Annotated in this window: 24 protein-coding genes; 12 read left to right on the top strand and 12 right to left on the bottom strand. The window is 71.2% G+C overall.

The window, feature by feature from the left end; translation table 11 throughout:
• Positions 1–141: 141 nt before the first annotated feature.
• The gene (gene ctaC, locus H4N64_RS13420; RefSeq protein WP_186282497.1) at positions 142–1,101 is read right to left on the bottom strand and encodes an aa3-type cytochrome oxidase subunit II; all 960 of its coding nucleotides are present in this window, start codon (positions 1,099–1,101) and stop codon (positions 142–144) included.
• A 282-nt stretch (positions 1,102–1,383) separates the two neighbouring features.
• Between ctaC and H4N64_RS13415 the strand changes: the two genes are divergently transcribed.
• Positions 1,384–2,760 carry an aminotransferase class V-fold PLP-dependent enzyme gene (locus H4N64_RS13415; protein ID WP_186282496.1) on the top strand — a complete coding sequence of 459 codons (1,377 nt, stop codon included), beginning with the start codon at positions 1,384–1,386 and terminating at the stop codon, positions 2,758–2,760.
• A gap of 26 nt (positions 2,761–2,786) precedes the next feature.
• On the opposite strand, the gene H4N64_RS13410 is transcribed toward H4N64_RS13415, so the two are convergent.
• Positions 2,787–3,761, bottom strand: a complete 975-nt coding sequence (locus H4N64_RS13410) for a PfkB family carbohydrate kinase (protein ID WP_186282495.1) — start codon at positions 3,759–3,761, stop codon at positions 2,787–2,789.
• A gap of 187 nt (positions 3,762–3,948) precedes the next feature.
• Between H4N64_RS13410 and H4N64_RS13405 the strand changes: the two genes are divergently transcribed.
• Together H4N64_RS13405 and H4N64_RS13400 are read left to right on the top strand one after the other, a co-directional pair.
• Entirely contained in the window at positions 3,949–4,158 is a 210-nt protein-coding gene (locus tag H4N64_RS13405) for a hypothetical protein (protein ID WP_186282494.1), read from the top strand.
• 94 nt (positions 4,159–4,252) lie between these two features.
• Entirely contained in the window at positions 4,253–5,938 is a 1,686-nt protein-coding gene (locus H4N64_RS13400) for a hypothetical protein (RefSeq protein ID WP_418896262.1), read from the top strand.
• A 70-nt stretch (positions 5,939–6,008) separates the two neighbouring features.
• Here the strand turns inward: H4N64_RS13400 and H4N64_RS13395 are convergent, their stop codons facing one another.
• A complete protein-coding gene (locus H4N64_RS13395) occupies positions 6,009–6,365 on the bottom strand; it encodes a HesB/IscA family protein (protein ID WP_004001854.1) in 357 nt (118 codons plus the stop codon).
• A gap of 324 nt (positions 6,366–6,689) precedes the next feature.
• On the opposite strand from H4N64_RS13395, the gene nadA reads away from it, so the two are divergent.
• The gene (nadA, locus tag H4N64_RS13390) at positions 6,690–7,874 is read left to right on the top strand and encodes a quinolinate synthase NadA (protein WP_186282493.1); all 1,185 of its coding nucleotides are present in this window, start codon (positions 6,690–6,692) and stop codon (positions 7,872–7,874) included.
• Positions 7,875–7,890: 16 nt separating this feature from the next.
• Here nadA and H4N64_RS13385 read toward each other — a convergent pair whose 3' ends face one another.
• The 5 genes from H4N64_RS13385 to H4N64_RS13365 form a co-directional block, all read right to left on the bottom strand.
• Positions 7,891–10,128, bottom strand: coding sequence for a protein kinase domain-containing protein (locus tag H4N64_RS13385; protein ID WP_186282492.1), 2,238 nt, complete (start codon positions 10,126–10,128; stop codon positions 7,891–7,893).
• A 70-nt stretch (positions 10,129–10,198) separates the two neighbouring features.
• Complete coding sequence (locus H4N64_RS13380; RefSeq protein WP_186282491.1) at positions 10,199–10,882, bottom strand: response regulator; 684 nt, start codon at positions 10,880–10,882, stop codon at positions 10,199–10,201.
• Positions 10,879–12,108, bottom strand: coding sequence for a histidine kinase (locus H4N64_RS13375; protein ID WP_186282490.1), 1,230 nt, complete (start codon positions 12,106–12,108; stop codon positions 10,879–10,881). The genes H4N64_RS13380 and H4N64_RS13375 overlap by 4 nt, the downstream gene beginning before the upstream one ends.
• A gap of 152 nt (positions 12,109–12,260) precedes the next feature.
• Entirely contained in the window at positions 12,261–12,539 is a 279-nt protein-coding gene (pspAA, locus tag H4N64_RS13370) for a PspA-associated protein PspAA (RefSeq protein ID WP_186282489.1), read from the bottom strand.
• A gap of 22 nt (positions 12,540–12,561) precedes the next feature.
• Positions 12,562–13,392 (bottom strand): PspA/IM30 family protein, encoded by an 831-nt coding sequence (locus H4N64_RS13365; protein ID WP_186282488.1) that lies wholly within the window; start codon positions 13,390–13,392, stop codon positions 12,562–12,564.
• A 205-nt stretch (positions 13,393–13,597) separates the two neighbouring features.
• On the opposite strand from H4N64_RS13365, the gene H4N64_RS13360 reads away from it, so the two are divergent.
• Both H4N64_RS13360 and H4N64_RS13355 read left to right on the top strand, forming a co-directional pair.
• Positions 13,598–14,272 carry a DUF3043 domain-containing protein gene (locus H4N64_RS13360; RefSeq protein WP_186282487.1) on the top strand — a complete coding sequence of 225 codons (675 nt, stop codon included), beginning with the start codon at positions 13,598–13,600 and terminating at the stop codon, positions 14,270–14,272.
• Between the two features lie 83 nt (positions 14,273–14,355).
• On the top strand, positions 14,356–15,057 hold the full coding sequence (locus H4N64_RS13355; protein ID WP_186282486.1) for a methyltransferase domain-containing protein: 702 nt from the start codon (positions 14,356–14,358) through the stop codon (positions 15,055–15,057).
• 92 nt (positions 15,058–15,149) lie between these two features.
• Here the strand turns inward: H4N64_RS13355 and H4N64_RS13350 are convergent, their stop codons facing one another.
• A complete protein-coding gene (locus H4N64_RS13350; RefSeq protein ID WP_186282485.1) occupies positions 15,150–15,362 on the bottom strand; it encodes a hypothetical protein in 213 nt (70 codons plus the stop codon).
• 81 nt (positions 15,363–15,443) lie between these two features.
• Here H4N64_RS13350 and H4N64_RS13345 point away from each other — a divergent pair, with 81 nt between their 5' ends.
• A complete protein-coding gene (locus tag H4N64_RS13345; protein ID WP_186282484.1) occupies positions 15,444–16,646 on the top strand; it encodes a bifunctional adenosylcobinamide kinase/adenosylcobinamide-phosphate guanylyltransferase in 1,203 nt (400 codons plus the stop codon).
• A gap of 4 nt (positions 16,647–16,650) precedes the next feature.
• Here the strand turns inward: H4N64_RS13345 and H4N64_RS13340 are convergent, their stop codons facing one another.
• Complete coding sequence (locus H4N64_RS13340) at positions 16,651–17,349, bottom strand: methyltransferase domain-containing protein (RefSeq protein WP_186282483.1); 699 nt, start codon at positions 17,347–17,349, stop codon at positions 16,651–16,653.
• Positions 17,350–17,481: 132 nt separating this feature from the next.
• Between H4N64_RS13340 and cobT the strand changes: the two genes are divergently transcribed.
• Complete coding sequence (gene cobT, locus H4N64_RS13335; protein WP_186282482.1) at positions 17,482–18,573, top strand: nicotinate-nucleotide--dimethylbenzimidazole phosphoribosyltransferase; 1,092 nt, start codon at positions 17,482–17,484, stop codon at positions 18,571–18,573.
• Between the two features lie 63 nt (positions 18,574–18,636).
• Here the strand turns inward: cobT and H4N64_RS13330 are convergent, their stop codons facing one another.
• The gene (locus H4N64_RS13330; protein WP_186282481.1) at positions 18,637–19,395 is read right to left on the bottom strand and encodes a hypothetical protein; all 759 of its coding nucleotides are present in this window, start codon (positions 19,393–19,395) and stop codon (positions 18,637–18,639) included.
• A 93-nt stretch (positions 19,396–19,488) separates the two neighbouring features.
• Here H4N64_RS13330 and cobS point away from each other — a divergent pair, with 93 nt between their 5' ends.
• A complete protein-coding gene (cobS, locus tag H4N64_RS13325; protein WP_186282480.1) occupies positions 19,489–20,274 on the top strand; it encodes an adenosylcobinamide-GDP ribazoletransferase in 786 nt (261 codons plus the stop codon).
• Here cobS and H4N64_RS13320 read toward each other — a convergent pair.
• A complete protein-coding gene (locus H4N64_RS13320) occupies positions 20,271–21,053 on the bottom strand; it encodes an endo alpha-1,4 polygalactosaminidase (protein ID WP_186282479.1) in 783 nt (260 codons plus the stop codon). The two genes, cobS and H4N64_RS13320, sit on opposite strands and share 4 nt — an antisense overlap.
• A gap of 277 nt (positions 21,054–21,330) precedes the next feature.
• Here H4N64_RS13320 and H4N64_RS13315 point away from each other — a divergent pair, with 277 nt between their 5' ends.
• The 3 genes from H4N64_RS13315 (at position 21,331) to sucB (ending at position 26,331) form a co-directional block, all read left to right on the top strand.
• Complete coding sequence (locus tag H4N64_RS13315; RefSeq protein WP_186282478.1) at positions 21,331–22,854, top strand: leucyl aminopeptidase; 1,524 nt, start codon at positions 21,331–21,333, stop codon at positions 22,852–22,854.
• A gap of 245 nt (positions 22,855–23,099) precedes the next feature.
• Complete coding sequence (gene lpdA / locus H4N64_RS13310; RefSeq protein WP_186282477.1) at positions 23,100–24,488, top strand: dihydrolipoyl dehydrogenase; 1,389 nt, start codon at positions 23,100–23,102, stop codon at positions 24,486–24,488.
• A 61-nt stretch (positions 24,489–24,549) separates the two neighbouring features.
• Complete coding sequence (gene sucB, locus H4N64_RS13305; protein ID WP_186282476.1) at positions 24,550–26,331, top strand: 2-oxoglutarate dehydrogenase, E2 component, dihydrolipoamide succinyltransferase; 1,782 nt, start codon at positions 24,550–24,552, stop codon at positions 26,329–26,331.
• Positions 26,332–26,419: the final 88 nt, after the last annotated feature.

Genomic DNA, 26,419 nt, shown 5'->3' with positions numbered 1-26,419 from the left:
CCAGATACAGCGTGCCGATCGTCTTGTGGTCAGTGGTGGTGAGCCACTTGATCACGACGCTGCCACGGGTCTGGCGCCGGACCGGCAGCTCGTCCGCGTAGTGGGACCCTGCCGCGGCACCCTGGGGTTCGTTGAGGATGCTCACAGGTTGTTCGTCTCCCGGTTCTTCTCGTGGCTCGTCTGCGCGATGCCGGCGGGAACGTAACCGGTCTGCCCCTTCTTCACAAGATCCTGAAGGTGCTGCTCGTAGCGCTCCTGGGAGACGACCTTCACGTTGAACAGCATCCGGGAGTGGTCGACGCCGCAGAGCTCGGCGCACTTGCCCAGGAAGGTGCCCTCCTGGTTGGGGGTCACCTCGAAGGCGTTGGTGTGGCCCGGGATGACGTCCTGCTTCATCAGGAACGGCACGACCCAGAAGGAGTGGATGACGTCACGCGAGGTGAGGACGAAGCGGACGCGCTTGCCCTCGGGCAGCCACAGGGTCGGGCCCGGGTTGCCGGTCTGCGGGTTCCGCGTGGCCGGGGTGCCGCAGTCGTAGACGCCGCCGGCATTGGCCGGGAAGTCTTCCTTGAAGCGGTTCGGGATCGCGTCCAGTTCCTTGGCCTTGGTGGCGTCACCGGTGGAACCGTCGACGCTCTCGACGTAGTTGAAGCACCAGCTCCACTGGAAGCCGACGACGTTGATGGTGACGTCGGGCTTGTCCTTGAGCTCAAGGAGCTTCGACTCGTCGCGGGCCGTGAAGTAGAACAGCACCGAGACGATGATGAGCGGGACCACCGTGTACAGCGCCTCGATGGGCATGTTGTACCGGGTCTGCGGAGGCACCTCGACCTTGGTGCGACTGCGCCGGTGGAAGATGGCGCTCCAGATGATCAGACCCCACACCAGCACGCCGACGGCGAGCGCGGCGGCCCAGGAGCCCTGCCACAGGGAGAGGATCCGCGGAGCCTCTTCCGTGGTCGGGGTGGGCATACCAAGGCGGGGGAAGTCCTTGTATGTGCAACCGGTGGCGGTCGCCAGGACCAGGCCCGCGGTCATTGCCTGCAGCAGCTTCCGCCGCATCGGGCGCCGCGGCGAGCGGTCGGAGCCGTTGGGACTCACGTAGCGCCTTCCCGAGAGTCTCGCCCGCGCGGTCGGCTGCGGCCTTCTCGCTGGTCGGTCGCCGCCCTGCGTCGGGCAGGGGTTTGGATGTTTATGCGGACCAAACCCTAGCCGACGCGATTTCGCGTCGCGCGAGGAGGGGTGCCTAGTGACTCGGGCGGTTCGCTTGTTTGGCGGGTGCGGGTTCGACGTGGCTGGTCGCACCCCGCGGCGGAGCCGCAAATAGACACAGCCCCGCGCCCCTGAGGTCCGCTGCCCTGCGGGACGTCATAGCGTTGAGGTGTGCCCTACTTCGACGCTGCTTCCGCAGCCCCTCTCCACCCCGTCGCCCGCCAGGCGCTGTTGGCCTCCCTGGACGAAGGGTGGGCCGATCCCGCGCGGCTGTACCGGGAAGGAAGGCGGGCCCGGATGCTGCTGGACGCCGCCCGTGAGACGGCGGCCGACGCGGTGGGGTGCCGTCCGGACGAACTGGTCTTCACCTCATCCGGCACCCGAGCCGTACACACCGGTGTCACCGGGGCATTGGCCGGACGCAGGCGCGTCGGACGTCACCTGATCGTGTCCGCCGTAGAACATTCCTCCGTCCTCCATTCGGCCGAGGTTCACGAGCAGAACGGGGGCACGGTCACGCAGGTCGCTGTCGACCGATCGGGAACGGTGGCCCCCTCGGCCTACGCGGAAGCCCTCCGGCAGGACACCGCGCTGGCCTGTCTTCAGTCCGCCAACCATGAGGTGGGCACCGAGCAGCCCGTTGCCGAAGTGGCCGCGTTGTGCCGGGAGGCGGGGGTGCCGCTGCTCGTGGACGCGGCGCAGTCGCTGGGGTGGGGGCCGGTCGAGGGGAACTGGTCGCTGTTGACGGCGAGTGCCCATAAGTGGGGCGGCCCGTCCGGGGTCGGGCTGCTCGCCGTTCGTAAAGGCGTACGGTTCGCTCCTCAAGGGCCCGTGGACGAGCGGGAGTCCGGGCGGGCGGCCGGGTTCGAGAATCTTCCGGCGATCGTGGCGGCGGCGGCCTCGCTGCGGGCGGTGCGGGCCGAGGCGGTCCAGGAGGCGGCGCGGCTGCGGGAGCTGACGGAGCGGATCCGGGTGCGGGTGCCGGAACTGGTGCCGGACGTGGAGGTGGTGGGCGATCCGGTGCGCCGGCTGCCGGGGATCGTCACCTTCTCGTGTCTCTATGTCGACGGCGAGACACTGCTGCACGAGCTGGACCGGGAGGGCTTCTCGGTTTCGTCCGGTTCTTCCTGCACCAGCAGCACGCTCACGCCCAGCCATGTGCTGAAGGCGATGGGCGTGCTGAGTGAGGGGAATGTGCGGGTTTCCCTGCCGGCGGGGACGGCGGAGGCGGATGTCGAGCGGTTCCTGGAGGTGCTGCCGGGGACGGTGGCGGCGGTGCGCGAGAAGCTGGGCGCACCGGCCGCCGAGACCGTCGTACGCGATGACGCCCTGGTCGTGGACTCCCTCGGCAAGCGCTGCCCGATCCCGGTCATCGAACTGGCCAAGGTCATCGGCCAGGTACCTGTGGGCGGCCTGGTCCGGGTTCTGTCCGACGACGAGGCGGCCCGTCTGGACATCCCCGCGTGGTGCGAGATGCGGGGGCAGGAGTACGTAGGAGAGGAGCCGGCGGACCGGGGAACGGCCTATCTGGTCCGCCGGGTCAGCTAGGGCCTGTCCGGCGGACAGGCCCTGGTTCAGGCCAGGTGTTCCTGGACCTCGGCCGCGGACTCGTCGCCGTACGCCTTGGTGAAGCGCTCCATGAAGTGGCCCCGGCGCAGCTGGTACTCCTGCGTGCCCACCGTCTCGATGACCAGCGTCGCGAGCATGCAGCCGACCTGCGCCGCGCGCTCCAGGGAGACACCCCAGGCCAGGCCGGACAGGAAGCCCGCGCGGAAGGCGTCGCCGACGCCCGTCGGGTCGGCCTTGAGCTCCTCCTCGGGGCAGCCGACCTCGATCGGGGACTCGCCGACCCGCTCGATACGGACGCCGCGCGAGCCGAGTGTGGTGACGCGGCAGCCCACCTTCGCGAGGATCTCCGCGTCGGACCAGCCGGTCTTGGTCTCGATGAGCCCCTTCTCGTACTCGTTGGAGAAGAGGTAGGTCGCCCCGTCCAGCAGTATCCGGATCTCGTCGCCGTTCATCCGGGCGATCTGCTGGGAGAAGTCCGCGGCGAAGGGGATGCCGCGCGAACGGCACTCCTCGGTGTGCCGCAGCATCCCCTCGGGGTCGTCGGCGCCGATGAGGACCAGGTCGAGGCCGCCGACGCGGTCCGCGACGGTCTTCAGCTCGATGAGCCGGGCCTCGCTCATCGCGCCGGTGTAGAAGGAGCCGATCTGGTTGTGGTCGGAGTCGGTGGTGCACACGAAGCGCGCGGTGTGCAGCGTCTCGGAGATGCGCACCGAGTCGGTGTCGACGCCGTGGCGGTCGAGCCAGGCCCGGTACTCGTCGAAGTCGAAGCCCGCGGCACCGACCAGGATCGGCCGGGTGCCCAGCTGGCCCATGCCGAAGGCGATGTTCGCGCCGACGCCGCCCCGGCGTACGTCCAGGTTGTCGACCAGGAACGAGAGCGAGACCGTGTGCAGCTGGTCCGCGACGAACTGGTCGGCGAAGCGGCCGGGGAAGGTCATGAGGTGGTCGGTGGCAATGGAGCCGGTGACTGCGATGCGCACGGCTGGGATTCTCCTGCGGATGCGAAAGGGAGGGGCGCGCGATAGCGCTCTTTGGAAGGGTGGTGGCGGGAGACGGGTGGGCGGTTGACAGTTAACGCTACCGGGTCGGGGGGACCGCTCAGAAGCAGCCAAAACTACCTGATAGTAGATCTTTCTTCGCGGGCCACGCCGTGCTTACGGTTCCGCTATGACGAAACTCAAGGCTCCGGTTCCCGTTTCACTGGACACGGACGGCGACCTGGCGTCGCTGCGCGGCGACTGCGCCCGGATGGCTCCCCACTGGCACGCTCCCGACCGGATCACCGCACTGCCGGTCTCCCCCTCGCTCATCCACGGGGTGAAGGTGCCGAGCAGGTCCGCACGGCTGCTGGACGCCATGTCGGACTACGGCGACTGAACCGGCTCGCTCAGGGGAACCGCAGGCTCGTGTGCCGCGTCCCATCGGCGTCCCCCGGAAAGGGGATGCGGGATACGACCCAAGGAGCGATGCGGTGAACACCGAGCGACCCGACAACGACGACGCGGCCGAGCCCGGTGCCGTCGAGAACACCGGCCCCTCGCGGGACGCCGATGACACCGTCGGGGCCGACGAGAACGCCGCGCGGGGCGAGGCCGTACCGGAGGAGGCCCCCGCGGAAGCCGTCCCGGAGGAGAGCCGCGGGGAAGCCGCGCGGGACGCCGACGGCACGGAGTCCGTGCAGGCCGCGGGCCGCGTGGAGTCCGCCCATGAGGACGACCGAGAGGAAGCCCGGCCGGGGCGGCGTCACTCCCCCGCGATCATCGCCTCCGTCGCCGCTGCCGTCCTGCTCGTCGGTGGCGGCGGGGCCTACCTCGCCACCACCGCCTCCGACGGCTCGGACGGCGGTACGTCCTCGGGGGCGCCCGGGGCCGACACTCCCCCGCCGCTCGTGCTCGACGGGTACTCCGAGGGCTCGACCGGCGGTATCGCGCCCGGGGAGCCGAATCCTTACGGCGCCACTTTCCAGGCCGACGGCGCGCTCCCGGACGGGCCCGGCTCGGCTCCGGTGTACCGGGCCCGGGGTGAGGTCACCGAGGACGAGGTGACGCGGCTCGCCAAGGCGCTCGGCGTCGCCGGGAAGCCGGTGCTTCAGGGGCAGGCCTGGCGGATCGGGGCCAAGGACGGGTCGGGGCCGAGTCTTCAGGTGAACCAGCTGGCGCCGGGCACCTGGACCTTCCAGCGGTACGCCCCGGGCACCGACAGCTGCCAGAGCACGACGGTCTGCGCGGAGAAGCCGGGCGGTCCTGCCGTCGACCCGGTGAGCGAGGAGGCCGCGAAGAAGGCCGCCGCTCCGGTGCTGAAGGCGGTGGGCCAGGACGACGCGAAGCTCGACGCGAGCCAGGTCATGGACGCCCAGCGGGTGGTGAACGCCGAGCCGGTGGTCGGCGGGCTGCCCACCTACGGCTGGACGACCGGGGTGACCGTGAGCGCACAGGGCGACGTGGTCGGCGGCAGCGGTCAGTTGAAGGCGCCGGTCAACGGCGACACCTATCCCGTGCTGAGCGCCGAGAAGACCCTCTCCCTGATGAACTCGGCGCCGGCGGACGACCCGGCGGCGGGCATCGGCGGCTGCGCCAGCCCGGTGCCGCTGGAGGGTCAGGAATCCTGCGGGGAGCCGGGGAAGAAGGACACCATCGAGGTCGAGAAGGCCGTCTTCGGACTTGCGGCGCACTATGTGGACGCCCGGCAGGCACTCGTGCCGTCCTGGCTGTTCCAGGTGCGGGCGCCGGGCGCCGAGGACAGTTTCACGGTGACGCATCCGGCGATCGACCCGAAGTTCCTGGCCTCGGCCGCGCCCTCCGGCACCCCGACCGAGCAGCCGAGCCCCCGGCCGACCGGCCCGAGCGACGAGCAGACCACGCGGGATGTGACCGTCGAGGGCTACACCACCGAGGGCAAGGAGCTGACCGTCGCCTTCACCGGCGGGGTGTGCGCCGACTACGACGTCAAGGTGAGCGAGAGCGGCGAGGAGGTGCGGGTCACGGTGACCGAGACACCCTGGCCCGACAAGATCTGCATCATGATCGCCAAGGTCTACCACCGCACCGTGCAACTGGACGAGCCGCTCGGCGACCGGAAGGTCGTGGGCTCGGACGGCAAGGGAATCCCGCTGGAGAAGCCGGGCGCACGGCTGCCGGAGACCTCCGGGGCCCGGTAGGGGCCCGCGGATACGCGAAGGCGGCGGCCCCGTCGGAGGGGGCCGCCGCCTTCGTCGTAGAACCCGAGGCTCAGCTGAAGGAGTCGCCGCAGGCGCAGGAGCCGGTGGCGTTCGGGTTGTCGATCGTGAAGCCCTGCTTCTCGATGGTGTCGACGAAGTCGATGGTGGCGCCGCCGAGGTACGGGGCGCTCATACGGTCGGTGACGACCTTGACCCCGCCGAAGTCCTTCTCCACGTCGCCGTCGAGGGAGCGCTCGTCGAAGAAGAGCTGGTAGCGCAGGCCGGAGCAGCCGCCGGGCTGGACGGCGACGCGCAAGGCGAGGTCGTCACGGCCTTCCTGGTCGAGCAGGGCCTTGACCTTGGACGCGGCGGCGTCGGTCAGGACGATGCCGTCGGTGACGGTGCTGGTCTCGTCCGATACGGACATCTACATCTCTCCCGGGTTGTACGGAGACTGCTTGCCGACGGTTGCAACCCGCGGGGCCGCGGATTCATTCCGGGCCGGGCGCTTGTCTTACCGGTTCGTGCGGTTCCTTCTTCATGCTCGCACACGCTCCGGGGAGCGGAAAACGGCCCTTTCGGGAATGAACGGCCGCTCACAGGGATTCACGTCACATGGACGCTATGCCCATCGTCAAACTGACGTGAAGCGGTTATGATAGATAGCGTCATTTCGACGAAAAGACCGATGGTGACCCCGCCGACCGGTGAACGCCGGCCGGCGAGCCGCAGAACAGAAAGGGTGCGTGTCGTGACCACCGCCCAGACCCAGGAGCTCGACGTACAGCCGACGCCCCTCGCCCTGCTCCTCCTCGGCCGTGAGGCCGACCCGAGGAGCGAGCGCGGTGTGGAGTGCCCCGGAGACCTGCCCTCGCCGTCCGACCCGGACCTGGTCGAGCGCGCCCGCGCGGCCAAGGAGAAGCTCGGCGACAAGGTCTTCGTGCTCGGCCACCACTACCAGCGCGACGAGGTCATCCAGTTCGCGGACGTCACCGGCGACTCCTTCAAGCTGGCCCGGGACGCGGCCGCGCGCCCCGAGGCCGAGTACATCGTGTTCTGCGGCGTGCACTTCATGGCGGAGTCCGCGGACATCCTGACGAGCGATGACCAGAAGGTGGTTCTCCCCGACCTCGCGGCCGGTTGCTCCATGGCCGACATGGCCACGGCCGAGCAGGTCGCCGAGTGCTGGGACGTGCTGACCGATGCCGGGATAGCCGAGCAGGTCGTGCCGGTGTCGTACATGAACTCCTCCGCCGACATCAAGGCCTTCACCGGCAAGCACGGCGGTCTGATCTGTACGTCGTCCAACGCCAAGCGGGCCCTGGACTGGGCCTTCGCGCAGGGCGAGAAGGTCCTCTTCCTGCCGGACCAGCACCTGGGCCGCAACACCGCCGTCCGCGACATGGGCATGTCCCTGGACGACTGCGTGGTCTACAACCCGCACAAGCCGAACGGCGGGCTGACCGCGGAGCAGCTCCGCGACGCCAAGATGATCCTGTGGCGCGGCCACTGCTCGGTGCACGGCCGATTCTCGCTGGACTCGGTGAACGACGTGCGCGAGCGCATCCCGGGCGTGAATGTCCTCGTCCACCCCGAGTGCAAGCACGAGGTCGTGGCCGCGGCGGACTACGTCGGTTCGACCGAGTACATCATCAAGGCGCTGGAGGCGGCCCCGGCCGGTTCCAAGTGGGCCATCGGCACCGAGCTGAACCTGGTCCGCCGGCTGGCGAACCGTTTCGCGCCGGAGGGCAAGGAGATCGTCTTCCTCGACAAGACGGTCTGCTTCTGCTCGACCATGAACCGCATCGACCTCCCCCACCTGGTCTGGGCCCTGGAGTCCCTGGCCGAGGGCAACCTCGTCAACCGCATCGAGGTCGACAAGGAGACCGAGGCGTTCGCGAAGCTGGCGCTGGAGCGGATGCTGGCGCTGCCGTAGCCCGCGAGGGGCACGCTCACCCCGATACCGGTTTCCGGTCGGGGTGGGCGGGGTCGAGGTTGAAAACGGTGCCGTCGGGGGTGGGGACGATCAGCGCGCCCTGGTGCAGCAGCACGCGGGGACCGGTCACGCTGCCGGACGAAGCCCCCGCGCGCGGCAGCGTCTCCCACAGCGACGTGCCCTTGCGGGCGTCGAGGGCCGCCACCCGGCCGCTGATGCTGGCCAGGTAGACGGTGCGTGTCCGCGCGTCGTAGGTGGCGTCGCCCGGTTGTTCCAGGCTGGTCTGGGTCCGCCACAGCTCCTTGCCGGTGCGCGGGGACACGGCGGTCACGAGGCCGTTGTCCGCGACGAACCACACGATGCCGCCGGCCAGCCTCGGCTCTCCTTCGTAACTCTTCGTCAGCTTCGCCGTCGTACGGTCGCCCGTGTCCGGGTCCACCAGCAGGATCCGGTCGATCGCCGGGGCCTCGACGGACAGCGCGTCCTGCGCGGCCCACTGCAGCAGCACCAGCCGCCCGTCGGCGACCCCGAGGATGCCGGCCTCGTACGGGGCCTTCAGGCGCCGCTCCGAGCCGTCGGCCGAGTCCAGCACCAGGAGCACGGCGTCCCCGTCCTCCGCCTCGGCCGGAGTGCAGTGGGCGTACACGTCGGGGCCGCCCGGCGTGAAGGAGCAGTGGTGGCCGATGGGCATCCGCGCGGTCCAGCGCACCTCACCGGTGCGCGGGGAGCGAGCCTCCACGGTCCGGCCGCCGCTGGAGGTGATGACCAGGCCGCCGGATACGGCGATGGCGAGGTTGTCATCGTGGATCTGGTGCTTCCAGAGCTGTTCGCCGGTCTGCGCGTCGAAGCCGACGGCATAGACCGGGTCCACCTCCGCGGAATCGGTGGTGATGACCTGCTGCACGACCAACGTGCCGTCCCGGAAGCCGAGCAGCGTGCCGGTGTACGACGCCGTCTCGGTGTCGGAAAGCGCGACATCGGAGCGCCAGAGGGTCTTGCCCGTCCCGGCGTCCAGGCGTGTGGGAAGGATGCTGTCTCCCGTGCAGTAGACCGCGTCCCCGTTCTTCAGGCATTCGGGCTCGCCCGCAAGCCAGCCTTCGTCCGCGCCCAGCGCCTTCCTCGCGCCCAGGGGCGCCGTCTCGAACAGCGTCGTCTCCCAGGGCTTCCAGCCGTTGGGCAGAGCCGCCCACCGGGAGGTCGCCGAAGGCGAAGGGGTCGCCCTGTCGCCGCTGTCCGCCGACCCCGGGCCGAGCAGCAGATAGGCCGTCAGCCCGAGCGCCGCGGCGCCGACCGTGCCGGTCGCGGCCAGCAGCGGGCGGATACGACCCCGGCGGCGGCCCGTGTGGGTGGTGGCCGTGGGGTCGGCGAAGGTCCTGGGGTGGGTGTCCGCCGTGTCCCGGAATTCGTTCAGGCGCAGGGTCAGGGTTTCCGGGTCGCCCGCCGTCGCCTCCGGCAGCGCCGACGCGAACTCCCGGGCGAGTTCGTCCAGTCCGGGCCGGTCCGCCGCCTCCTTCACCAGACAGCGCTCCAGGACCGCCCGCAGGGGCTCGCTCACGCCGTCCAGGGCCGGTTCGTCGTGGACCACCCGGTACGCCGTCAGGTACGGGCTGTCCGCGTCGAACGGGCCCCTGCCGGTGACCGTGTACACCAGCAGCGCGCCGAGGGAGAAGACGTCGGAGGAGGGGCCCACCGAGCGGGCGTCCGTCAGTTGCTCCGGGGACATGAACGGCGGGGTGCCGATCATCTGGCCCGTCTCGGTCAGGGTGATGTTCTCCGCGGCCCGGGAGATGCCGAAGTCGATGACGCGCGGGCCGTCGTCGGCCATCAGGACGTTGGCCGGTTTCAGGTCGCGGTGGATCACCCCCGCACGGTGGATCTCCCGCAGCGCCTCCACCAACCCCAGCGCCAGCCGCCGTAGTTCAGGATCCCGCAGGGGGCCCAGGTCACGGATCCGGGCGGAGAGCGAGCGGCCCGGCACGTACTGGGTCGCCATCCACGGCCGTACCGCCTCCGGATCGGCGTCCACGACCGGTGCGGTGAAGGCGCCGCTCACCTTGCGGACGGCGTCGATCTCCTGGCGGAAACGGGCGCGGAAGACCGGGTCCTCGGCGTACTGGGCGTGCACCACCTTGACCGCGACCTCGCGGCCGGAGCGCGATCTGCCCAGGTAGACGACGCCCATACCGCCGGCTCCCAGCCGGTCGACCAGTTTGTACCCGCCGACCGACTTCGGATCGTCCTTGTGCAGTGGCACGCCCCGATCCCTCTCCCCCGTAAGCCTGTTGAGAGGAAAGGATACGGCCGGGTCCAAGCCAGGACCGCGCTCAGTCCACCCTTGGACGGACCAGCCCCGACTCGTAGGCGATCACCACGAGCTGTGCCCGGTCCCGTGCGCCCAGCTTGGCCATGGCCCGGTTGACGTGGGTCTTCACCGTCAGCGGGCTGACCTCGAGGCGTTCGGCGATCTCGTCGTTGGAGTGGCCTCCCGCGACCTGCACCAGCACCTCCCGCTCCCGCACGGTGAGCGCGTCGAGCCGTTCGGCGCGGGCCGGGTCGCGGTCGTCGTCGCCCCCGTTGCCCTGTGCGAGGAAGCGGGCGATCAGGCCCTTGGTGGCGGCCGGGGAGAGCAGCGCCTCGCCGCCGGCGGCGACCCGGATGGCGTTCAGGAGTTCGTCCGGCTCGGAGCCCTTGCCGAGGAAGCCGGAGGCGCCGGCCCGCAGCGACTGCACGACGTAGTCGTCGACCTCGAAGGTGGTCAGTATGACCACCCGGACATGGGCGAGGGACGGGTCGGCGCTGATCATACGGGTGGCGGCGAGGCCGTCGGTGCCGGGCATCCGGATGTCCATCAGGACCACGTCGGCGCGCTGCTCCTTGGCCAGCGCCACCGCCTGCGCGCCGTCGGACGCCTCGGCCACGACCTCCATGTCGGGCTCGGAGTCCACGAGGACGCGGAAGGCGCTGCGCAGCAGTGCCTGGTCGTCGGCGAGCAGCACACGGATGGTCATGCGGTCTCCCCCGGCTCTGCCGTGGCGGCGCCACGGGTCTTGACCGGCAGGATCGCATGCACCCGGAAGCCGCCGCCGTAGCGGGGACCGGTGGTCAGCGTGCCGCGCAGGGCGGTGACGCGTTCGCGCATGCCGAGCAGTCCGTGGCCGCCGCCGGAGGCCGGGGCCTCCTGGTCGTGGGCCCCGTCGTCGAGGACCGTGATCTCCACATGGGGTCCTACGCGGACGACGCTGACCTCGGCCTTCGCCTCGTTGCCCGCGTGCTTCTGGACATTGGTGAGGGCTTCCTGGATGACCCGGTAGGCAGCGAGGTCGACGGCGGCGGGGAGGGTGGTGCCCTGGTCGGCCCGGGCGACCTCGACGTGGAGTCCCGCGCTGCGGAAGGTGCCGACGAGTTCGTCGAGGCGGTCCAGACCGGGGGCGGGTTCGGTGGGGGCCTCGGGGTCGCCGGACTGGCGGAGCAGGCCGACGGTGGCGCGCAGTTCGTTGAGCGCGGAGCGGCTGGCCTCTCGTACGTGCGCCAGGGCCTCCTTGGCCTGGTCGGGGCGCTTGTCCATCACATGGGCGGCCACTCCGGCCTGCACATTGACCAGGGCGATGTGGTGGGCGACGACGTCATGCAGGTCACGGGCGATACGGAGGCGTTCCTCGGCCACTCGGCGGCGGGCCTCTTCCTCTCTGGTGCGCTCGGCTCGTTCCGCGCGTTCCTGGATGGCGTCGACGAAGGCGCGGCGGCTGCGGATGGCGTCGCCGGCGGTGGCGGCCATGCCGGTCCAGGCGAAGATCGCGAGGTTCTCCTGGGCGTACCAGGGGAGGGGGCCCGCGAGCATGGCGGCGCCGGTCAGGACGGTCATGGTGAGCAGGCCGAGGCGCCAGGTGGTGTGGCGGTCGGTGGCGGAGGCGACGGTGTAGAGCGCGACGACCGCGGACATGGCCACGGGGGCTCGGGGGTCGCCGGTGACGCTCTCGATGATGGACAGGGTGCCGGTGACGGCGAGGACGGTTCTGGGGGCGCGGCGGCGGAAGACGAGGGCGACGGCGCCGAGGGTGATGAGGGTGAGGCTGGGGAGGTCGGGGGTGTGCAGGCCCCAGGTGACGCCGTCCTTGCCGTGCGGGTCCACGAACGAGCCGGCCACCATGCAGATCAGGACGCCGGCTGCGAGGGCCGCGTCCAGTGCGAGGGGGTGCGCTTTGAGGTGGGCTCTGGCGCGGTCGAGGGTGTTCACGGCTGTTTACGGTAGCCGGGCTTGCTGTCCCTGCGAACGGCTCCGCCGAGGTGGCCGGCACCTGGGGGCTGCGCCCCCAGACCCCCATCGGCCCTGAACGGCCTCGTCTCAATCGCCGGACGGGCTGAGAAAGTCGGCCCGACGCCCAGAAGTCAGCCCGGGATCAAGCCGTCGTCGCTCAGTAGTTCCTGGACTTCCTCCAGCGTCGCGTCCGGGGACGGGAGGATCAGCTCCGAGGGTTCCAGGGAGTCGTCCGGTAGGGGCTCGCCCAGGGCTCGGACCTTGGTCAGGAGGGCCTGGAGGGTGAGGCGGAAGCCGGGGCCGTCGCCGTTCTCCATCTCGGCCAGCAGCTCGTCGTCGAGCTTGTTCAGTTCGGCGAGGTGGCTGTCGGCCAGCCTCACCTGCCCCTCCCCCATGATCCGTACGATCATGTCGCCCTCCTAGGCGTGGGCCCTACTGCTTGTCGAAGCGCGGGGTGTCCTGCGGCTGCTGCTGGGACTGCTGCTGCCCCTGGCCGCTGCCGCCCTCGATGGCCTGCTGGCCAGAGGAACCTCCCCCAGTGCCAATAGCCTGGGAGGTGCCCCCAGCCAGCTCCGCCTTCATGCGCTGCAGTTCCAGCTCTACATCCGTACCACCGGAGAGCCGGTCCAGCTCGGCCTGGATGTCGTCCTTGTGCATGCCGGACTGGTCGTCCAGGGCGCCCGAGGCGAGCAGTTCGTCGATGGCGCCGGCGCGGGCCTGGAGCTGGGCGGTCTTGTCCTCGGCACGCTGGATCGCGAGGCCCACGTCGCCCATCTCCTCGGAAATGCCGGAGAAGGCCTCGCCGATCCGGGTCTGGGCCTGGGCCGCGGTGTAGGTGGCCTTGATGGTCTCCTTCTTCGTACGGAAGGCGTCGACCTTGGCCTGGAGCCGCTGGGCCGCGAGGGTGAGCTTCTCCTCCTCGCCCTGGAGGGTGGCGTGCTGCGTCTCCAGGTCGGTCACCTGCTGCTGGAGGGCGGCGCGGCGGGAGAGCGCCTCGCGGGCCAGGTCCTCACGGCCCAGCGCGAGCGCCTTGCGGCCCTGGTCCTCCAGCTTGGACGACTGCGACTGCAGCTGGTTCAGCTGGAGCTCCAGGCGCTTGCGGCTGGTGGCCACGTCCGCGACTCCGCGGCGCACCTTCTGGAGCAGTTCCAGCTGCTTCTGGTACGAGTAATCGAGGGTCTCGCGCGGGTCCTCGGCCCGGTCAAGGGCCTTGTTCGCCTTCGCGCGGAAGATCATCCCCATACGCTTCATGACACCGCTCATGGGCTTCGCGCGCCCCCTTCTGACGGACTCCAGCTCCAGCTCCTGCGACAGAACCCACAGTACGGGCCCTGCATCCATTACCGCACTGTTCGGGGACGGATGCGCTCATCCCCAAGGACGACTGCGTACGCTCCGGCTCCGGCGTAGGGAGTAGGTGCCCCCCGGGGTTCCGGGAAACGCGTGCAACGTCCCCTCTGTCCCCTACATGACGACTGGTGTTGCCGATTCGTTCCCCACCGGACTGGGGTCCATGCGCGGGTACCCCGTACCCTTGGGTTTTGTGTTCCGTAGCCGTGCCAAGGATGAGAAGGCATCGGTCGCCGACAAGGCGCCCCTGACCGACTCCAATCAGCCCCGCGACCCGCAGGCCCCGAAGGGCAGGCCCACGCCCAAGCGCAGTGAGGCCCAGTCCCAGCGCCGCAGCGTCGCCAATACGCCGACCACGCGCAAGGAGGCGGCCAAGCGTTCCCGTGAGGAGCGCCGACAGGCGCTGTCGCGGCAGCGCGAGGCGCTGGCGAGCGGCGACGAGCGGTATCTGCCGGCCCGTGACAAGGGCCCGGTGCGCCGCTTCGCGCGCGACTTCATCGACTCGCGCTTCAACGTCGCGGAGTTCTTCCTCCCGATGGCCGTGATCATCCTCGTGCTGAGCATGGTCCGGGTGGGCGCGCTCCAGAGCATCGCGCTGCTGCTGTGGCTCGTGGTGATCGTGCTGATCGTGCTCGACTCGATCGTCACCGGTTACCGCATGAAGAAGCAGCTGAACGAGCGCTACCCGGACGAGAACAAGCGCGGCGCCGTCGCCTACGCTCTGATGCGTTCCCTCCAGATGCGCCGGCTCCGGCTGCCGAAGCCGCAGGTCAAGCGCGGGGAGCGGCCCTGAGCACCACGCCGTTCTCCGGGGGCGCGGCGGATGCCTGGCTGAGCAAGCTGGGCGGACTGCGGGACGTCGTACGGCAGGAGCTGGTGGCCCGGCAGCTCGACGAGCAGATAGCCGGGCGCTACCCGGTCGGGCAGCGCCTGAGGATCCTCGACGTCGGTATGGGCCAGGGCACCCAGGCGCTGCGTCTGGCGCGGGCCGGGCATCAGGTGACCGGCCTGGAGCAGGACGCGCGGATGATCGCCGCGGCGCGGCAGGCGCTGGCGTGCGAGCCGGACGGGATCCGCGAGCGGATGCGGATCATCGAGGGCGACGGCCGGGACACCGGTGTGCACTTCCTGCCGGGCAGCTTCGACGTGGTGCTCTGCCACGGCGTGCTCATGTACGTCGAGGAGCCCGACCCGCTGCTGGCGGGTATGGCCCGGATGCTCGCCCCCGGCGGGCTGCTGTCGCTGCTGGTCCGCAACGGCGACGCGCTGGCGATGCGCCCGGGCCTGTCCGGCGACTGGTCCGCCGCCCTGGCCGCGTTCGACACCACGGCCTACCGCAACCGCCTTGGCCTGGACGTCCGGGCCGACCGCCTCTCCACCCTCACCGCGACGCTCGCCGGTATCGGCGCCCCGCTGCACTCCTGGTACGGCGTACGGGTCTTCACGGACACCGCGGCGGACGACGCGGAGATCCCGGCGGACGTGGCGACACTGCTGGCGGCCGAGGAGCGGGCGGGCCGGACGGATCCGTACCGCGGTATCGCGGCGCTGCTGCATCTGTGCGGGGTGCGGGGCTGAGCCCCGTTCGGGCGTTCACCAAAGGCCGAACATGGAGAAGGGGGCGGCCTGTCCCGTCGTCCGGCTCTACGGCCACCCCCACCCCCGCTTCCCTACGCCTCCTCGGCGTGCAGACTCATCGGGCCGTAGATCTCCGTGGCGTCCTCGAACAGGCGTACCTGGTCCACTCCGCCCGCGAGGAGGTCCTTCCAGACCTCGCCGATCCAGGACTCGGCGTCTCCCTGCGTGGTGAACTCCTCGGGCTCCACCGCGGGGGCGGCCTCCGTTCCGTCGGCCTTCTCAAACCGCCACGTCCACGTTGCCATGCAGGCCTCCTTGGTGTGAGCACGAGTGCAGGTCAGCCTACTGGCAGCGCATCTCTTCCCGTGACCGGTGAAAATCAAGTTGTGGAACTGACACTGCTCGGCACCGGAGCCCCCGCCGGCCTCCCCCGGCCCGAATGTCCCTGCGCGGTCTGCGCCACCGCGCTCGGGGTGGACGCGCGGGCCGCTACCGCGTTGCTCGTGGACGGGGCGTTGTTGCTGGATCTGACGCCCGGGGCGGCGTTCGCCGCGGCTCGGGCGGGGCGTTCGCTGGGCGGTGTGCGGCAGGTGCTGCTGTCCCATCCGCATGACGGGCCCGCCGTGGAGGTGCCGGCCGGGTTGCCGGCGCCCGGGCGGGTGCCGGACGGGCGGGAGTTGGCGTTGTTGACGGGGCATCGGGTGCGGGCCATGGCGATGGACGCGGGGGGTACGGGGTACACGGTGATCGGGCCCGATGGGCAGCGGCTGCTGTATCTGCCGCCCGGGAGCGCGCCGGCCGGGATCGAGGACGGGGACATCGGGGCGTACGACATGGTCGTCGCCGATGTCTTGGGGCGGCCGGACGCGCTGGCCCGGTTGCGGGCGGTGGGGGCGATCCGGCCGACGACGGATGTCATCGCCGTACATCTGGACCATGGCGTGCCGCAGGGGGCCGAGGTGCGGCGGCGGCTGGCCTCCCTGGGGGCGCGGGCCGTGCCGGACGGGACGACGTTGGTGGTGGGGGCGTACGAGGAGGTGCCGGACGTGCCGCGGCGGACGTTGGTGCTGGGCGGGGCGCGGTCCGGGAAGTCGGTGGAGGCGGAAAGGCGGTTGGAGGCGTTCCCGGACGTGCTGTACGTCGCGACCGGCGGGCTGCGCGGTGGGGACACCGAGTGGGCGGCTCGGGTGGCGGCGCATCGGGAGCGGCGGCCGGGGTCCTGGCGTACGACGGAGACATGCGACCTGGTTCCGTTGCTGGCGGAGGAGGGGTCGCCGTTGCTGATCGACTGTCTGTCGCTGTGGCTGACGGACGCGATGGACTCCGTCGGGGCGTGGGACGACGCGGTGTGGGCGGACGGCGGGGAGCGGGCGCTGCGGGAACGGGTGCGGGAGTTGACGGAGGCGGTGCGGGCCACTCGGCGGACCGTGGTGGCCGTCTCGAACGAGGTGGGGTCCGGGATCGTTCCGGCGACGGCGTCGGGGCGGCGCTACCGGGACGAACTGGGGCGGCTGAACGCGGTGTTCGCGGGCGAGTGCGAGCACGTGCTGCTGGTGGTGGCGGGGCAGGCGGTGACGTTGCGGGGGTGACGGGCTACCCGGGCTGTTTGCGGGCGATGATTCGGTACGCCGTGCAGTAGCGGGCCGGGGCGGTGGTGACGATCGTGCAGGAGCCGGCGTCCAGTTCTGTGCGGATGTTGTCCTGGGGCATGAGGTGGCGGGGGCGGCTGCGGGGGTGCCACCAGCGGCCCAGGAGCTTTGCGAACGGGCTTTGGGGGTCGGGGAGTTCGAGCAGGAGGTGGCCGCCGGGGCGCAGTGCCGTGAGGGCGGCGCGGAGTTGTTCGCGGGGGTTCGGGGTGTACGGCAGGTGGTGCAGGACGCTGACCACGTCGTAGCGGGCGCGCAGGTGTGCCATGAGGTGGGGGTTCATCAGGTCGCCCGCGTAGGCCTCCTCCACGTGGCCCGCCGCTCGGGCCCGTTCCACGCGGGCCGTGGGGTCCACACCGTCGAAGGACGTGTACGGGAAGATCTCCTTCGCCGCCGCCGGGAACGCCGCGTCGCCGGTGCCGATGTCCAGCCAGCTCTCCGGTTCCGGGAAGGGCAGCATCGCGCGGGCGGTGGCGACAAGGCGCCGGTGGCCGTACGGGTCCCCGGTGCCCGGGGCGCGACAGGGGTTCTGGAAGACGTGCGCGCAGTCGTGGCACTCGTCGAGGGCGAACCCGTCGCCGGTGAGGCGGGTGCGCAGGCGGTTCGAGCCGCACCAGGGGCAGTGGTCACGACGCGGTTCGGACATGGGCGGCTCCGGGCGCGAGAGGCATACGACATTCCGCTGCAAACGGAACGTATGGGATCGCGATCTTGGGTGCAACGACGTGGGGGCGATGTGGCGGCGTTCCGTTCGCCCGCTGCCGGTACTGTTCGGCGAATGAGCTCGCTTAATCTCGACGACTTCACCGATCTGATCGAGCGCCCCGACGGCGGGGTGCGCCGCGACGCGGAGGCGCGCCGGGAGCGTCAGATCGTGCCGCCCGGGTCGCTGGGCCGCCTCGACGACCTGGGTGAGTGGCTGGCGGCGGCGCAGGGCGCGGTGCCGGTGCGGCCGGTCGAACGGCCTCGGGTGGTGCTGTTCGCCGGTGACCACGGGATCGCCGAGCTGGGTGTCTCGGCGCGACCGGCGGGCAGCGGGGGGCAGTTGGTGCGGGACGTCCTGGAGGGCGGCCGGCCCGTGTCCGTGCTCGCGCGGCGCCTGGGTGTTCCGGTGCGGATCGTGGACATGGGTCTTGAGTGCGACCCCGAGACGCTGCCCGAGGACGTCGTACGGCACCGGGTGCGGCGCGGCAGCGGCCGGATCGACATCGAGGACGCGTTGACGCTGGAGGAGGCGGAGGCCGCGTTCCGGGTCGGGGTCGAGATCGCCGACGAGGAGGCCGACTCCGGTACCGATCTGGTCGTGCTCGGTGATGTGAGCGTGGGCGGTACGACGGCGGCGGGTGTGCTGGTCGCCGCGCTGTGCGGGACGGACGCGTCCGTGGTGACCGGACGTGGTGGGCTCGCCATCGACGACCTGGCCTGGATGCGCAAGTGCGCGGCGATCCGGGACGCGCTGCGCCGGGCTCGGCCGGTGCTCGGGGACCAGTTGCAGTTGTTGGCGACGGTGGGCGGCGCCGACCTCGCCGCGATCACGGGCTTCCTGCTCCAGAGCGCGGTGCGGAAGATGCCGGTGATCCTGGACGGGGTCGTGGTGGCCGCGTGTGCGCTGGTGGGGCAGCGGGTCGCGTTCCGGGCGCCGGACTGGTGGCTGGCGGCCCGCGACAGTGGGGAGCCGGGGCAGGCGAAGGCTCTGGACCGGATGGCCCTGGAGCCCCTGCTGACCCAGGGCGTGAAGGTCGGCGAGGGCGCGGGCGCCCTGCTGGCCCTGCCGATGGTGCAGGCCGCGGCGGCGCTGGCGGCGGAGCTGCCGGAGATTGCGGAGGCCGAGGAGAAGCCTGAGGACGACTCGGACTCGTCGGAGGAGTAGGCGGGTCGGGCAGCGCCGTACGAGGGCCGCTTGTGCGGCGGGGGTGGCGGTGGCCGAACCGCGTCAGCGGGGGTCCAGGAAGCGGTCCGGGTCCGGCTTGCCGCCGATCCAGTCCTGAAGTTTGCGGCTGAGGCCCGCCCAGCGTTTGTCGTGGCGGAAGGCGCGCAGCACGGATTTCGCGCGGGCGCGCGGGCGGCGGCCGTAGAAACGTCGGGACCAGGGGGAGTCCGGGCGGGCCAGGCGGATGGCGCCGACCAGGGCCAGGACGGGGACGATCACACCGAAGACGGCCAGCCGGACCTTGCCCTTGTAGAGGGCCACCAGGGAGAAGACGAAGTTCGTCGCGACCGTCCAGATGACCGAGCCGCGGTCCTGCAGCTCGTCCTCGCCCAGGTCGTTGACGCCGAACGGGGAGAAGCCGGAGAGGACCAGGCCGACCAGGGCCGCGGTGAGGACGACGGCCTCGACGCTCTGGCGGCCCGCCTCGGTCCAGTAGACGTCGGCCAGGTGCAGGATCAGCGCGAACTCGTCGAGGACCAGTCCTGCCCCGATACCGAAGACCACGGCGAACACGGCCGCGCCGAAGCCGTACCGGCTGCTCGCCACCGCGCCGAAGCCGCCGAGGACGGTGAGGACCACGCCGGGGACGACGTGGTGGATGTGCACTCCGCCGGCCTGGACGTTGCCGAAGGGGCCCTTGCCCGCGCGGATGAGGCGGGTGACGACCCGGGTGATGACGAAGGTGAGGACGAAGGCCGTGAGGGCGAGCAGGAGGGGCAGCTTGCCCGGTTCGATGATGTTGCGGTGTAGCCAGTGCCCCATGGTGGCGAGTCTGCCCGGGATGGAGTGAGGCTGCGGCCGGGGTTGGGCCGTGGGGGTGGTTTCGCTCGGTCGCCCGTCGGCTAGCCTTCCCGGATGTCCCGAGCTCCCGGCCTGCACGGTCTCCGTTTCTCCTTCGGCACCCTCACCGTTCTTCCGGTCAGGGTCGAGCGGTGGGATCGGGATGCCGCACGTGGGGGCATGCTCGGTGCTCCACTGGTCGGGGTGGTCGTCGGGGGGTTCGCCGGGGCCCTCGGGCTTGTGTTGCTCTTCCTGGGGGCCGGGGTGCTGCTCGCCGCCGTCGCCTCTGCCGCCGTGCCCGCTCTGCTCACCCGTGGGCTGCATCTCGACGGGCTCGCCGACACCGCCGACGGGCTCGGCAGCGGTAAGCCGGCCGAGGACGCGCTGCGGATCATGAAGCAGTCGGACATCGGACCCTTCGGCGTCATCACCCTCCTCTTCGTGCTGCTCGCCCAGGTCGCCGCCCTCGCGCGGCTCTACGACGACTCCTGGGCCCGCGGTGCCCTCGCCGCCCTGGTCTCGGCCGTCGCCGCCCGGCTGGCGCTCACCCTCGCCGCCCGCGCCGGAGTGCCCGCCGCCCGGCCGGAGGGGCTCGGCGCGGCCGTCGCCGGAGTCGTGCCGGTGCGGTCGGCGGTGGCCGTGACCGTCGCCGTCGCCCTGGGCGCGGGCGCCGCCGGGGCGCTCTTCGGCGCCGACGACGTCATACGCACCGCCCTCGCCGTCCTCGCCGCCCTCGCCCTCGCCGAACTCCTCCTGCGCCGCTGCGTCAGCCGCTTCGGCGGAGTCACCGGCGATGTCTTCGGCGGGGTCGCGGAGACCGCCGCCACGACCGCCCTCGTCGTGCTGACGCTCGGTCTCTAACAGGCCTCGCGCCAGGCCCCCAGCTCGTACTTCTTCAGCAGCGAGCTCAGTCCCAGGCGACGGGACTGCGGGCAGAAGCGGCTCGTCGGCAGTTCGTACTCGACGTGGAAGACCGCCTTGTCCGCGTCGATGAACGGCTTCAGCGCGCCGCACTCCCCGTACTGCGCGCACTGTTCGTTCACCGCGAAGTCGAAGTCGCCGACCAGTTCCGGGATCTGCTCCAGGTCGTTCTTGAGGCCGACGGCAAGACCACGGTCATGGGCCAGTTTCGCGATCAGGCGGTTGTAGCGGAGCTGGTCGCGGGCGGTGAGCGGGAAGCCGGTGCGGTTGCGGTAGCCGTCCATGTTGTCCGGCTCGACCGCGTCGAAGCCCTTGTCGCGGCACATGTCGAGACGGGCGGCCATGAGCGGCTCCAGTACGTCCGTGCGGCGGATGTCCAGCCAGCGCTCGCCCTCCCAGCCGTTCCCCCGCCCCAGCACGTCGTCCGGGAACTCGTCCGCGTCCGGGCGGAAGTCCTCCCAGGCGCCGGTGGAGAGATAGCAGATCACCTTGCGGCCGTCCCCGTGCAGGCCCTCGACCGTCCTCTCCGAGTGGTCGAAGCCGTCGATGTCGTAGACCGGCACGTCCACGGACGTGTCCAGGCGGCCGCTCAGCTGCCACTGCCAGTCCGTGCGGGGGCGAGGCTGCCAGCGGGGGCCCGGTGACTTGCCGTCGGAGGCGGTCGTGCAGCCCGCGAGCAGCAGGGTGAACAGGGCGGCCAGAGCGTAAAGGCGTCTCACCGGGCGGGCTCCAAGGCGTGCGGCAACGTACCCCATGGATGATCTCCCACTCCGGGCACCTCGCGGGAAGTGGCCGTGACGCCACCGACAGGTGAACGCCCGTAGGAATGAGCGAACGGGACACACGCGCGTAGGCTCGTCCCGAGTGTCAGCCGCACCGGGGAAGGCCCCGCTGAGCCCGCACCCTCACCTCGGAATTAGGGTCGGCCGTCGGGCCCGGTCGACCCACCACCTTTCGGCCACTGCAACTTCACATCGGAAGCGAGATTTCACCACCGTGACTGCTCTCACTCTCAGCACCGCCGCGGCGCCCGGCCTGCGGGCCGACGCGATCGTGATCGGTGTCGCCAAGGGCGCCAAGGGCCCCGTGGTCGCCCCGGGCGCCGAAGCCCTGGACAAGGCCTACGACGGCCGGCTCGCCGGCGTCCTGGAGACCCTCGGTGCCTCCGGCGGCGAGGGCGAGGTGACCAAGCTCCCGGCGCCGACCGGCTTCAAGGCTCCCCTCGTGGTGGCCGTCGGCCTCGGCGCGGAGCCCGAGAAGGACGCCGAGTACAGCGCGGAGGCGCTGCGCAAGGCCGCGGGTGCGGCGGCGCGTGCGCTGGCCGGCTCCAAGAAGGCCGCCTTCGCTCTTCCCCTCGCCGACGCCGCGGACGCCGGTGCCGTCGCGGAGGGCGCGCTGCTCGGCGCGTACTCCTTCGACGCCTACAAGGACAACGCCAAGGACGCCAAGGGCAACGCCAAGGGTCCGCTCGGCGAGGTCGCCCTGCTCGGCGGCAAGCCCCGGGACAAGGCGTACAAGGCCGCCGTCGAGCGGGCCACCGCCCTCACCGAGGAGCTCAACCGCGCCCGGGACCTGGTCAACACCCCGCCGAACGACCTCAACCCGGAGGCATTCGCCGCGGTCGCCCAGGTGGCGGCCAAGGAGCACGGCATCAAGGTGCAGGTGTTCGACGAGAAGGCCCTCCAGAAGGGCGGCTACGGCGGCATCCTCGGCGTCGGCGCCGGGTCCGCGGCGGGGCCGCGGCTGGTGAAGCTGTCCTACACGCACTCGAAGGCGAAGAAGCACCTCGCGTTCGTGGGCAAGGGCATCACCTACGACTCGGGCGGCATCTCGCTGAAGCCCGCCGGGCACAACGAGACGATGAAGTGCGACATGAGCGGCGCCGCCGCGGTTTTCGCCGCCGTCGTCGCCGCGGCCCGGCTCGGCCTGGAGGTCAACGTCACCGGCTGGCTGGCGCTGGCCGAGAACATGCCCTCCGGCTCCGCCACCCGCCCCGGTGACGTGCTGCGCATGTACAGCGGCAAGACCGTGGAGGTCCTCAACACCGACGCCGAGGGGCGCCTGGTGCTGGCGGACGCCCTGTGGGCGGCGTCGGAGGAGAAGCCGGACGCGATCGTCGACGTGGCGACGCTGACCGGGGCGATGGTGCTCGCGCTGGGGAACCGGACGTTCGGGGTCATGGCCAACGACGACGCCTTCCGTACGGCGATCGTCGAGGCCGCGGAGGAGGTCGGCGAGCCGTCCTGGCCGATGCCGCTGCCGGAACACCTGCGCAAGGGCATGGACTCCCCCACCGCCGACCTCGCGAACATGGGTGAGCGGATGGGCGGCGGCCTGGTCGCCGGGATCTTCCTGCGCGAGTTCGTCGGCGAGGGCATCACGTGGGCGCACCTCGACATCGCGGGCCCGGCCTTCAACGAGCAGGGACCGTTCGGGTACACGCCGAAGGGCGGCACGGGCTCCGGTGTGCGGACGCTGGTGCGGCTGGCGGAGCTGACGGCGGCCGGCGACCTGGGCTGATCTCCTCGACGGGGCCTCGCACGCGGGTAGAGCGGGGCCCCGTCCTCACTTTGGCCTGCCGCTCCCTTGTGAGCGTGTGGTGTCTCACACGTCGGCCCGGCGTCTCGTCCGGTGCCGACAAGTGCGAAGATGGGGCTCGGCAGGACAGGGCCCCCACCGAAGGGCCGAAAGCAAAGAGCGGCCGGACACCAGCCGCCGACCGGTCACTGGAGACCGGCGTGGCGCACATGCATGGAGGACGTGACGTGGCGAACGACGCCAGCACCGTTTTCGACCTAGTGATCCTCGGCGGTGGTAGCGGTGGTTACGCCGCGGCCCTGCGCGGGGCGCAGCTGGGCCTGGACGTCGCCCTGATCGAGAAGGACAAGGTCGGCGGCACCTGCCTGCACCGGGGTTGCATTCCCACGAAGGCTCTGCTGCACGCGGGCGAGATCGCCGACCAGGCCCGCGAGAGCGAGCAGTTCGGTGTGAAGACCACCTTCGAGGGCATCGACGTCCCGGCCGTCCACAAGTACAAGGACGGCGTCGTCGCCGGCCTGTACAAGGGGCTCCAGGGGCTCATCGCCTCCCGGAAGGTGACGTACATCGAGGGTGAGGGCCGTCTGTCCTCCCCCACCTCCGTCGACGTGAACGGCCGGCGCGTCCAGGGCCGTCACGTCCTGCTGGCGACCGGCTCCGTGCCGAAGTCGCTGCCCGGCCTGGAGATCGACGGCAACCGCATCATCTCCTCGGACCACGCCCTCGTCCTGGACCGTGTGCCGAAGTCGGCGATCGTCCTCGGCGGCGGCGTCATCGGCGTCGAGTTCGCCTCGGCGTGGAAGTCCTTCGGCTCCGACGTCACCGTCGTCGAGGGCCTGAAGCACCTCGTCCCGGTCGAGGACGAGAACTCCTCCAAGCTTCTTGAGCGCGCGTTCCGCAAGCGCGGCATCAAGTTCAACCTGGGCACCTTCTTCCAGAAGGCCGAGTACACCCAGGACGGTGTCAAGGTCACCCTCGCCGACGGCAAGGAGTTCGAGGCCGAGGTCCTGCTCGTCGCCGTCGGCCGTGGTCCGGTCTCCGCCGGCCTCGGTTACGAGGAGCAGGGTGTCGCCATGGACCGCGGCTACGTCCTGGTCGACGAGTACATGCGCACCAACGTCCCGACCATCTCCGCCGTCGGTGACCTCGTCCCGACCCTCCAGCTCGCGCACGTCGGCTTCGCCGAGGGCATCCTGGTGGCGGAGCGTCTGGCCGGTCTGAAGGTCGTCCCGATCGACTACGACGGTGTCCCCCGTGTGACCTACTGCCACCCGGAGGTCGCCTCCGTCGGTATCACCGAGGCCAAGGCCAAGGAGATCTACGGCGCGGACAAGGTCGTCGCTCTGAAGTACAACCTGGCGGGCAACGGAAAGAGCAAGATCCTCAACACCGCGGGCGAGATCAAGCTCGTCCAGGTGAAGGACGGTGCGGTGGTCGGCGTCCACATGGTCGGCGACCGCATGGGCGAGCAGGTCGGTGAGGCCCAGCTGATCTACAACTGGGAGGCGCTGCCGGCCGAGGTCGCCCAGCTCATCCACGCCCACCCGACGCAGAACGAGGCGATGGGCGAGGCCCACCTGGCCCTGGCGGGCAAGCCGCTTCACGCGCACGACTGACCCCTCGGTCGACGAACGCGACGACACAGACTTCCGCAATCCGTTAGGAGCAACCGAAACCATGGCGGTTTCCGTAACCCTTCCGGCGCTCGGCGAGAGCGTCACCGAGGGCACTGTCACCCGCTGGCTGAAGGCCGAGGGCGAGCGCGTCGAGGCCGACGAGCCGCTGCTCGAAGTCTCGACCGACAAGGTCGACACCGAGATCCCCTCGCCTGCCGCCGGTGTCCTGGCCTCCATCAAGGTCGCCGAGGACGAGACCGTTGAGGTCGGCGCCGAGCTGGCCGTCATCGACGACGGCACCGGTGCGCCGGCTGCCGCTCCGGCCCCCGCCGCTGCCGAGGCTCCGGCCCCGGCCGCTCCGGTGGCCGAGGCCCCTGCCCCCGCCCCGGCCCCCGAGGCCCCGGCCGCCCCCGCCGCTCCGGCCGGTGGCGCCGAGGGCACCGACGTCGTCCTTCCCGCGCTCGGTGAGTCCGTCACCGAGGGCACCGTCACCCGCTGGCTGAAGTCGGTCGGTGACAGCGTCGAGGCCGACGAGCCGCTGCTTGAGGTGTCGACGGACAAGGTCGACACCGAGATCCCGGCGCCCGCCTCCGGCACGCTGCTGGAGATCGTGGTCGGCGAGGACGAGACGGCCGAGGTCGGCGCCAAGCTGGCCGTCATCGGCGCCGCGGGTGCGGCTCCGGCCGCTGCCCCGGCCCCCGCCGCCCCTGCCCCGGCCGCCGCTCCGGCGCCCGCGCCCGCTCCGGCGGCCCCGGCCGCGCCTGCCGCTCCGGCCCCGGCTCCCGCGCCGGTCGCCGCCGCCCCGGCTCCGGCCGCCCCGGCGCCGGCCGCCCCGGCGCCCGCCCCGGCCGCTCCGGCCCCGGTCACCCCCGCTCCGGCCGCTCCGGCGCCCGCCGCGCAGGCGACCGACGAGGGTGCCTACGTCACCCCGCTGGTGCGCAAGCTCGCCGCCGAGAACGGCGTCGACCTGGCCGCCATCAAGGGCACCGGCGTCGGCGGTCGTATCCGCAAGCAGGACGTCATCGCCGCCGCCGAGGCCGCGAAGGCCGCCGCCGCTGCCCCGGCCCCCGCCGCGGCTGCTCCGGCCGCCGCCAAGAAGGCCCCGGCGCTGGAGGTCTCCCCCCTCCGCGGCCAGACCGTCAAGATGCCGCGCATCCGCAAGGTCATCGGCGACAACATGGTCAAGGCGCTGCACGAGCAGGCGCAGCTGTCCTCGGTCGTCGAGGTCGACGTCACCCGCCTGATGAAGCTGCGCGGCCGGGCCAAGGACGCGTTCGCGGCCCGTGAGGGCGTCAAGCTCTCCCCGATGCCGTTCTTCGTCAAGGCCGCGGCCCAGGCGCTGAAGGCCCACCCGGCCATCAACGCCAAGATCAACGAGGCCGAGGGGACCATCACCTACTTCGACACCGAGAACATCGGTATCGCGGTGGACTCCGAGAAGGGCCTGATGACCCCGGTCATCAAGAACGCCGGTGACCTCAACCTCGCCGGCATCGCCAAGGCCACCGCCGACCTGGCCGGCAAGGTCCGGGCCAGCAAGATCACGCCGGACGAGCTGTCGGGCGCGACCTTCACCATCTCCAACACCGGTTCGCGCGGTGCGCTCTTCGACACGATCATCGTGCCGCCGGGCCAGGTCGCGATCCTCGGCATCGGCGCCACGGTCAAGCGCCCGGCCGTCATCGAGACGGAGGAGGGCTCGGTCATCGGCGTCCGCGACATGACGTACCTGACCCTGTCCTACGACCACCGCCTGGTGGACGGTGCCGACGCGGCCCGCTACCTGACCGCGGTCAAGGCGATCCTGGAGGCGGGCGAGTTCGAGGTCGAGCTCGGTCTGTAACCCACTTCGTCTGTACGACGGCGCCCCCGTCCGGAGCTTTCCGGGCGAGGGCGCCGTATTCGCCTGTATTCGCCTGATGAGGCTTCCC

The organism is Streptomyces cupreus, assembly GCF_014257025.1.
GTDB classification, from domain to species: Bacteria; Actinomycetota; Actinomycetes; order Streptomycetales; family Streptomycetaceae; genus Streptomyces; species Streptomyces cupreus.
The sequence above is the reverse complement of the archived record's forward strand: the minus strand, read 5'-3'. Positions and strand labels throughout refer to the sequence as shown.

What these genes read in the sequence shown, in the direction of transcription:
- sucB (WP_186282476.1), top strand. Translation starts at nt 24,550, where the DNA reads ATGGCGGTTTCCGTAACCCTTCCGGCGCTCGGCGAGAGCGTCACCGAG.
- H4N64_RS13405 (WP_186282494.1), top strand. Translation starts at nt 3,949, where the DNA reads ATGACGAAACTCAAGGCTCCGGTTCCCGTTTCACTGGACACGGACGGC.
- H4N64_RS13330 (WP_186282481.1), bottom strand. Translation starts at nt 19,395, where the DNA reads ATGGGGCACTGGCTACACCGCAACATCATCGAACCGGGCAAGCTGCCC.
- H4N64_RS13380 (WP_186282491.1), bottom strand. Translation starts at nt 10,882, where the DNA reads ATGACCATCCGTGTGCTGCTCGCCGACGACCAGGCACTGCTGCGCAGC.
- cobS (WP_186282480.1), top strand. Translation starts at nt 19,489, where the DNA reads ATGTCCCGAGCTCCCGGCCTGCACGGTCTCCGTTTCTCCTTCGGCACC.
- H4N64_RS13340 (WP_186282483.1), bottom strand. Translation starts at nt 17,349, where the DNA reads ATGTCCGAACCGCGTCGTGACCACTGCCCCTGGTGCGGCTCGAACCGC.
- H4N64_RS13350 (WP_186282485.1), bottom strand. Translation starts at nt 15,362, where the DNA reads ATGGCAACGTGGACGTGGCGGTTTGAGAAGGCCGACGGAACGGAGGCC.
- cobT (WP_186282482.1), top strand. Translation starts at nt 17,482, where the DNA reads ATGAGCTCGCTTAATCTCGACGACTTCACCGATCTGATCGAGCGCCCC.
- H4N64_RS13365 (WP_186282488.1), bottom strand. Translation starts at nt 13,392, where the DNA reads ATGAGCGGTGTCATGAAGCGTATGGGGATGATCTTCCGCGCGAAGGCG.
- pspAA (WP_186282489.1), bottom strand. Translation starts at nt 12,539, where the DNA reads ATGATCGTACGGATCATGGGGGAGGGGCAGGTGAGGCTGGCCGACAGC.
- H4N64_RS13360 (WP_186282487.1), top strand. Translation starts at nt 13,598, where the DNA reads ATGACGACTGGTGTTGCCGATTCGTTCCCCACCGGACTGGGGTCCATG.
- H4N64_RS13395 (WP_004001854.1), bottom strand. Translation starts at nt 6,365, where the DNA reads ATGTCCGTATCGGACGAGACCAGCACCGTCACCGACGGCATCGTCCTG.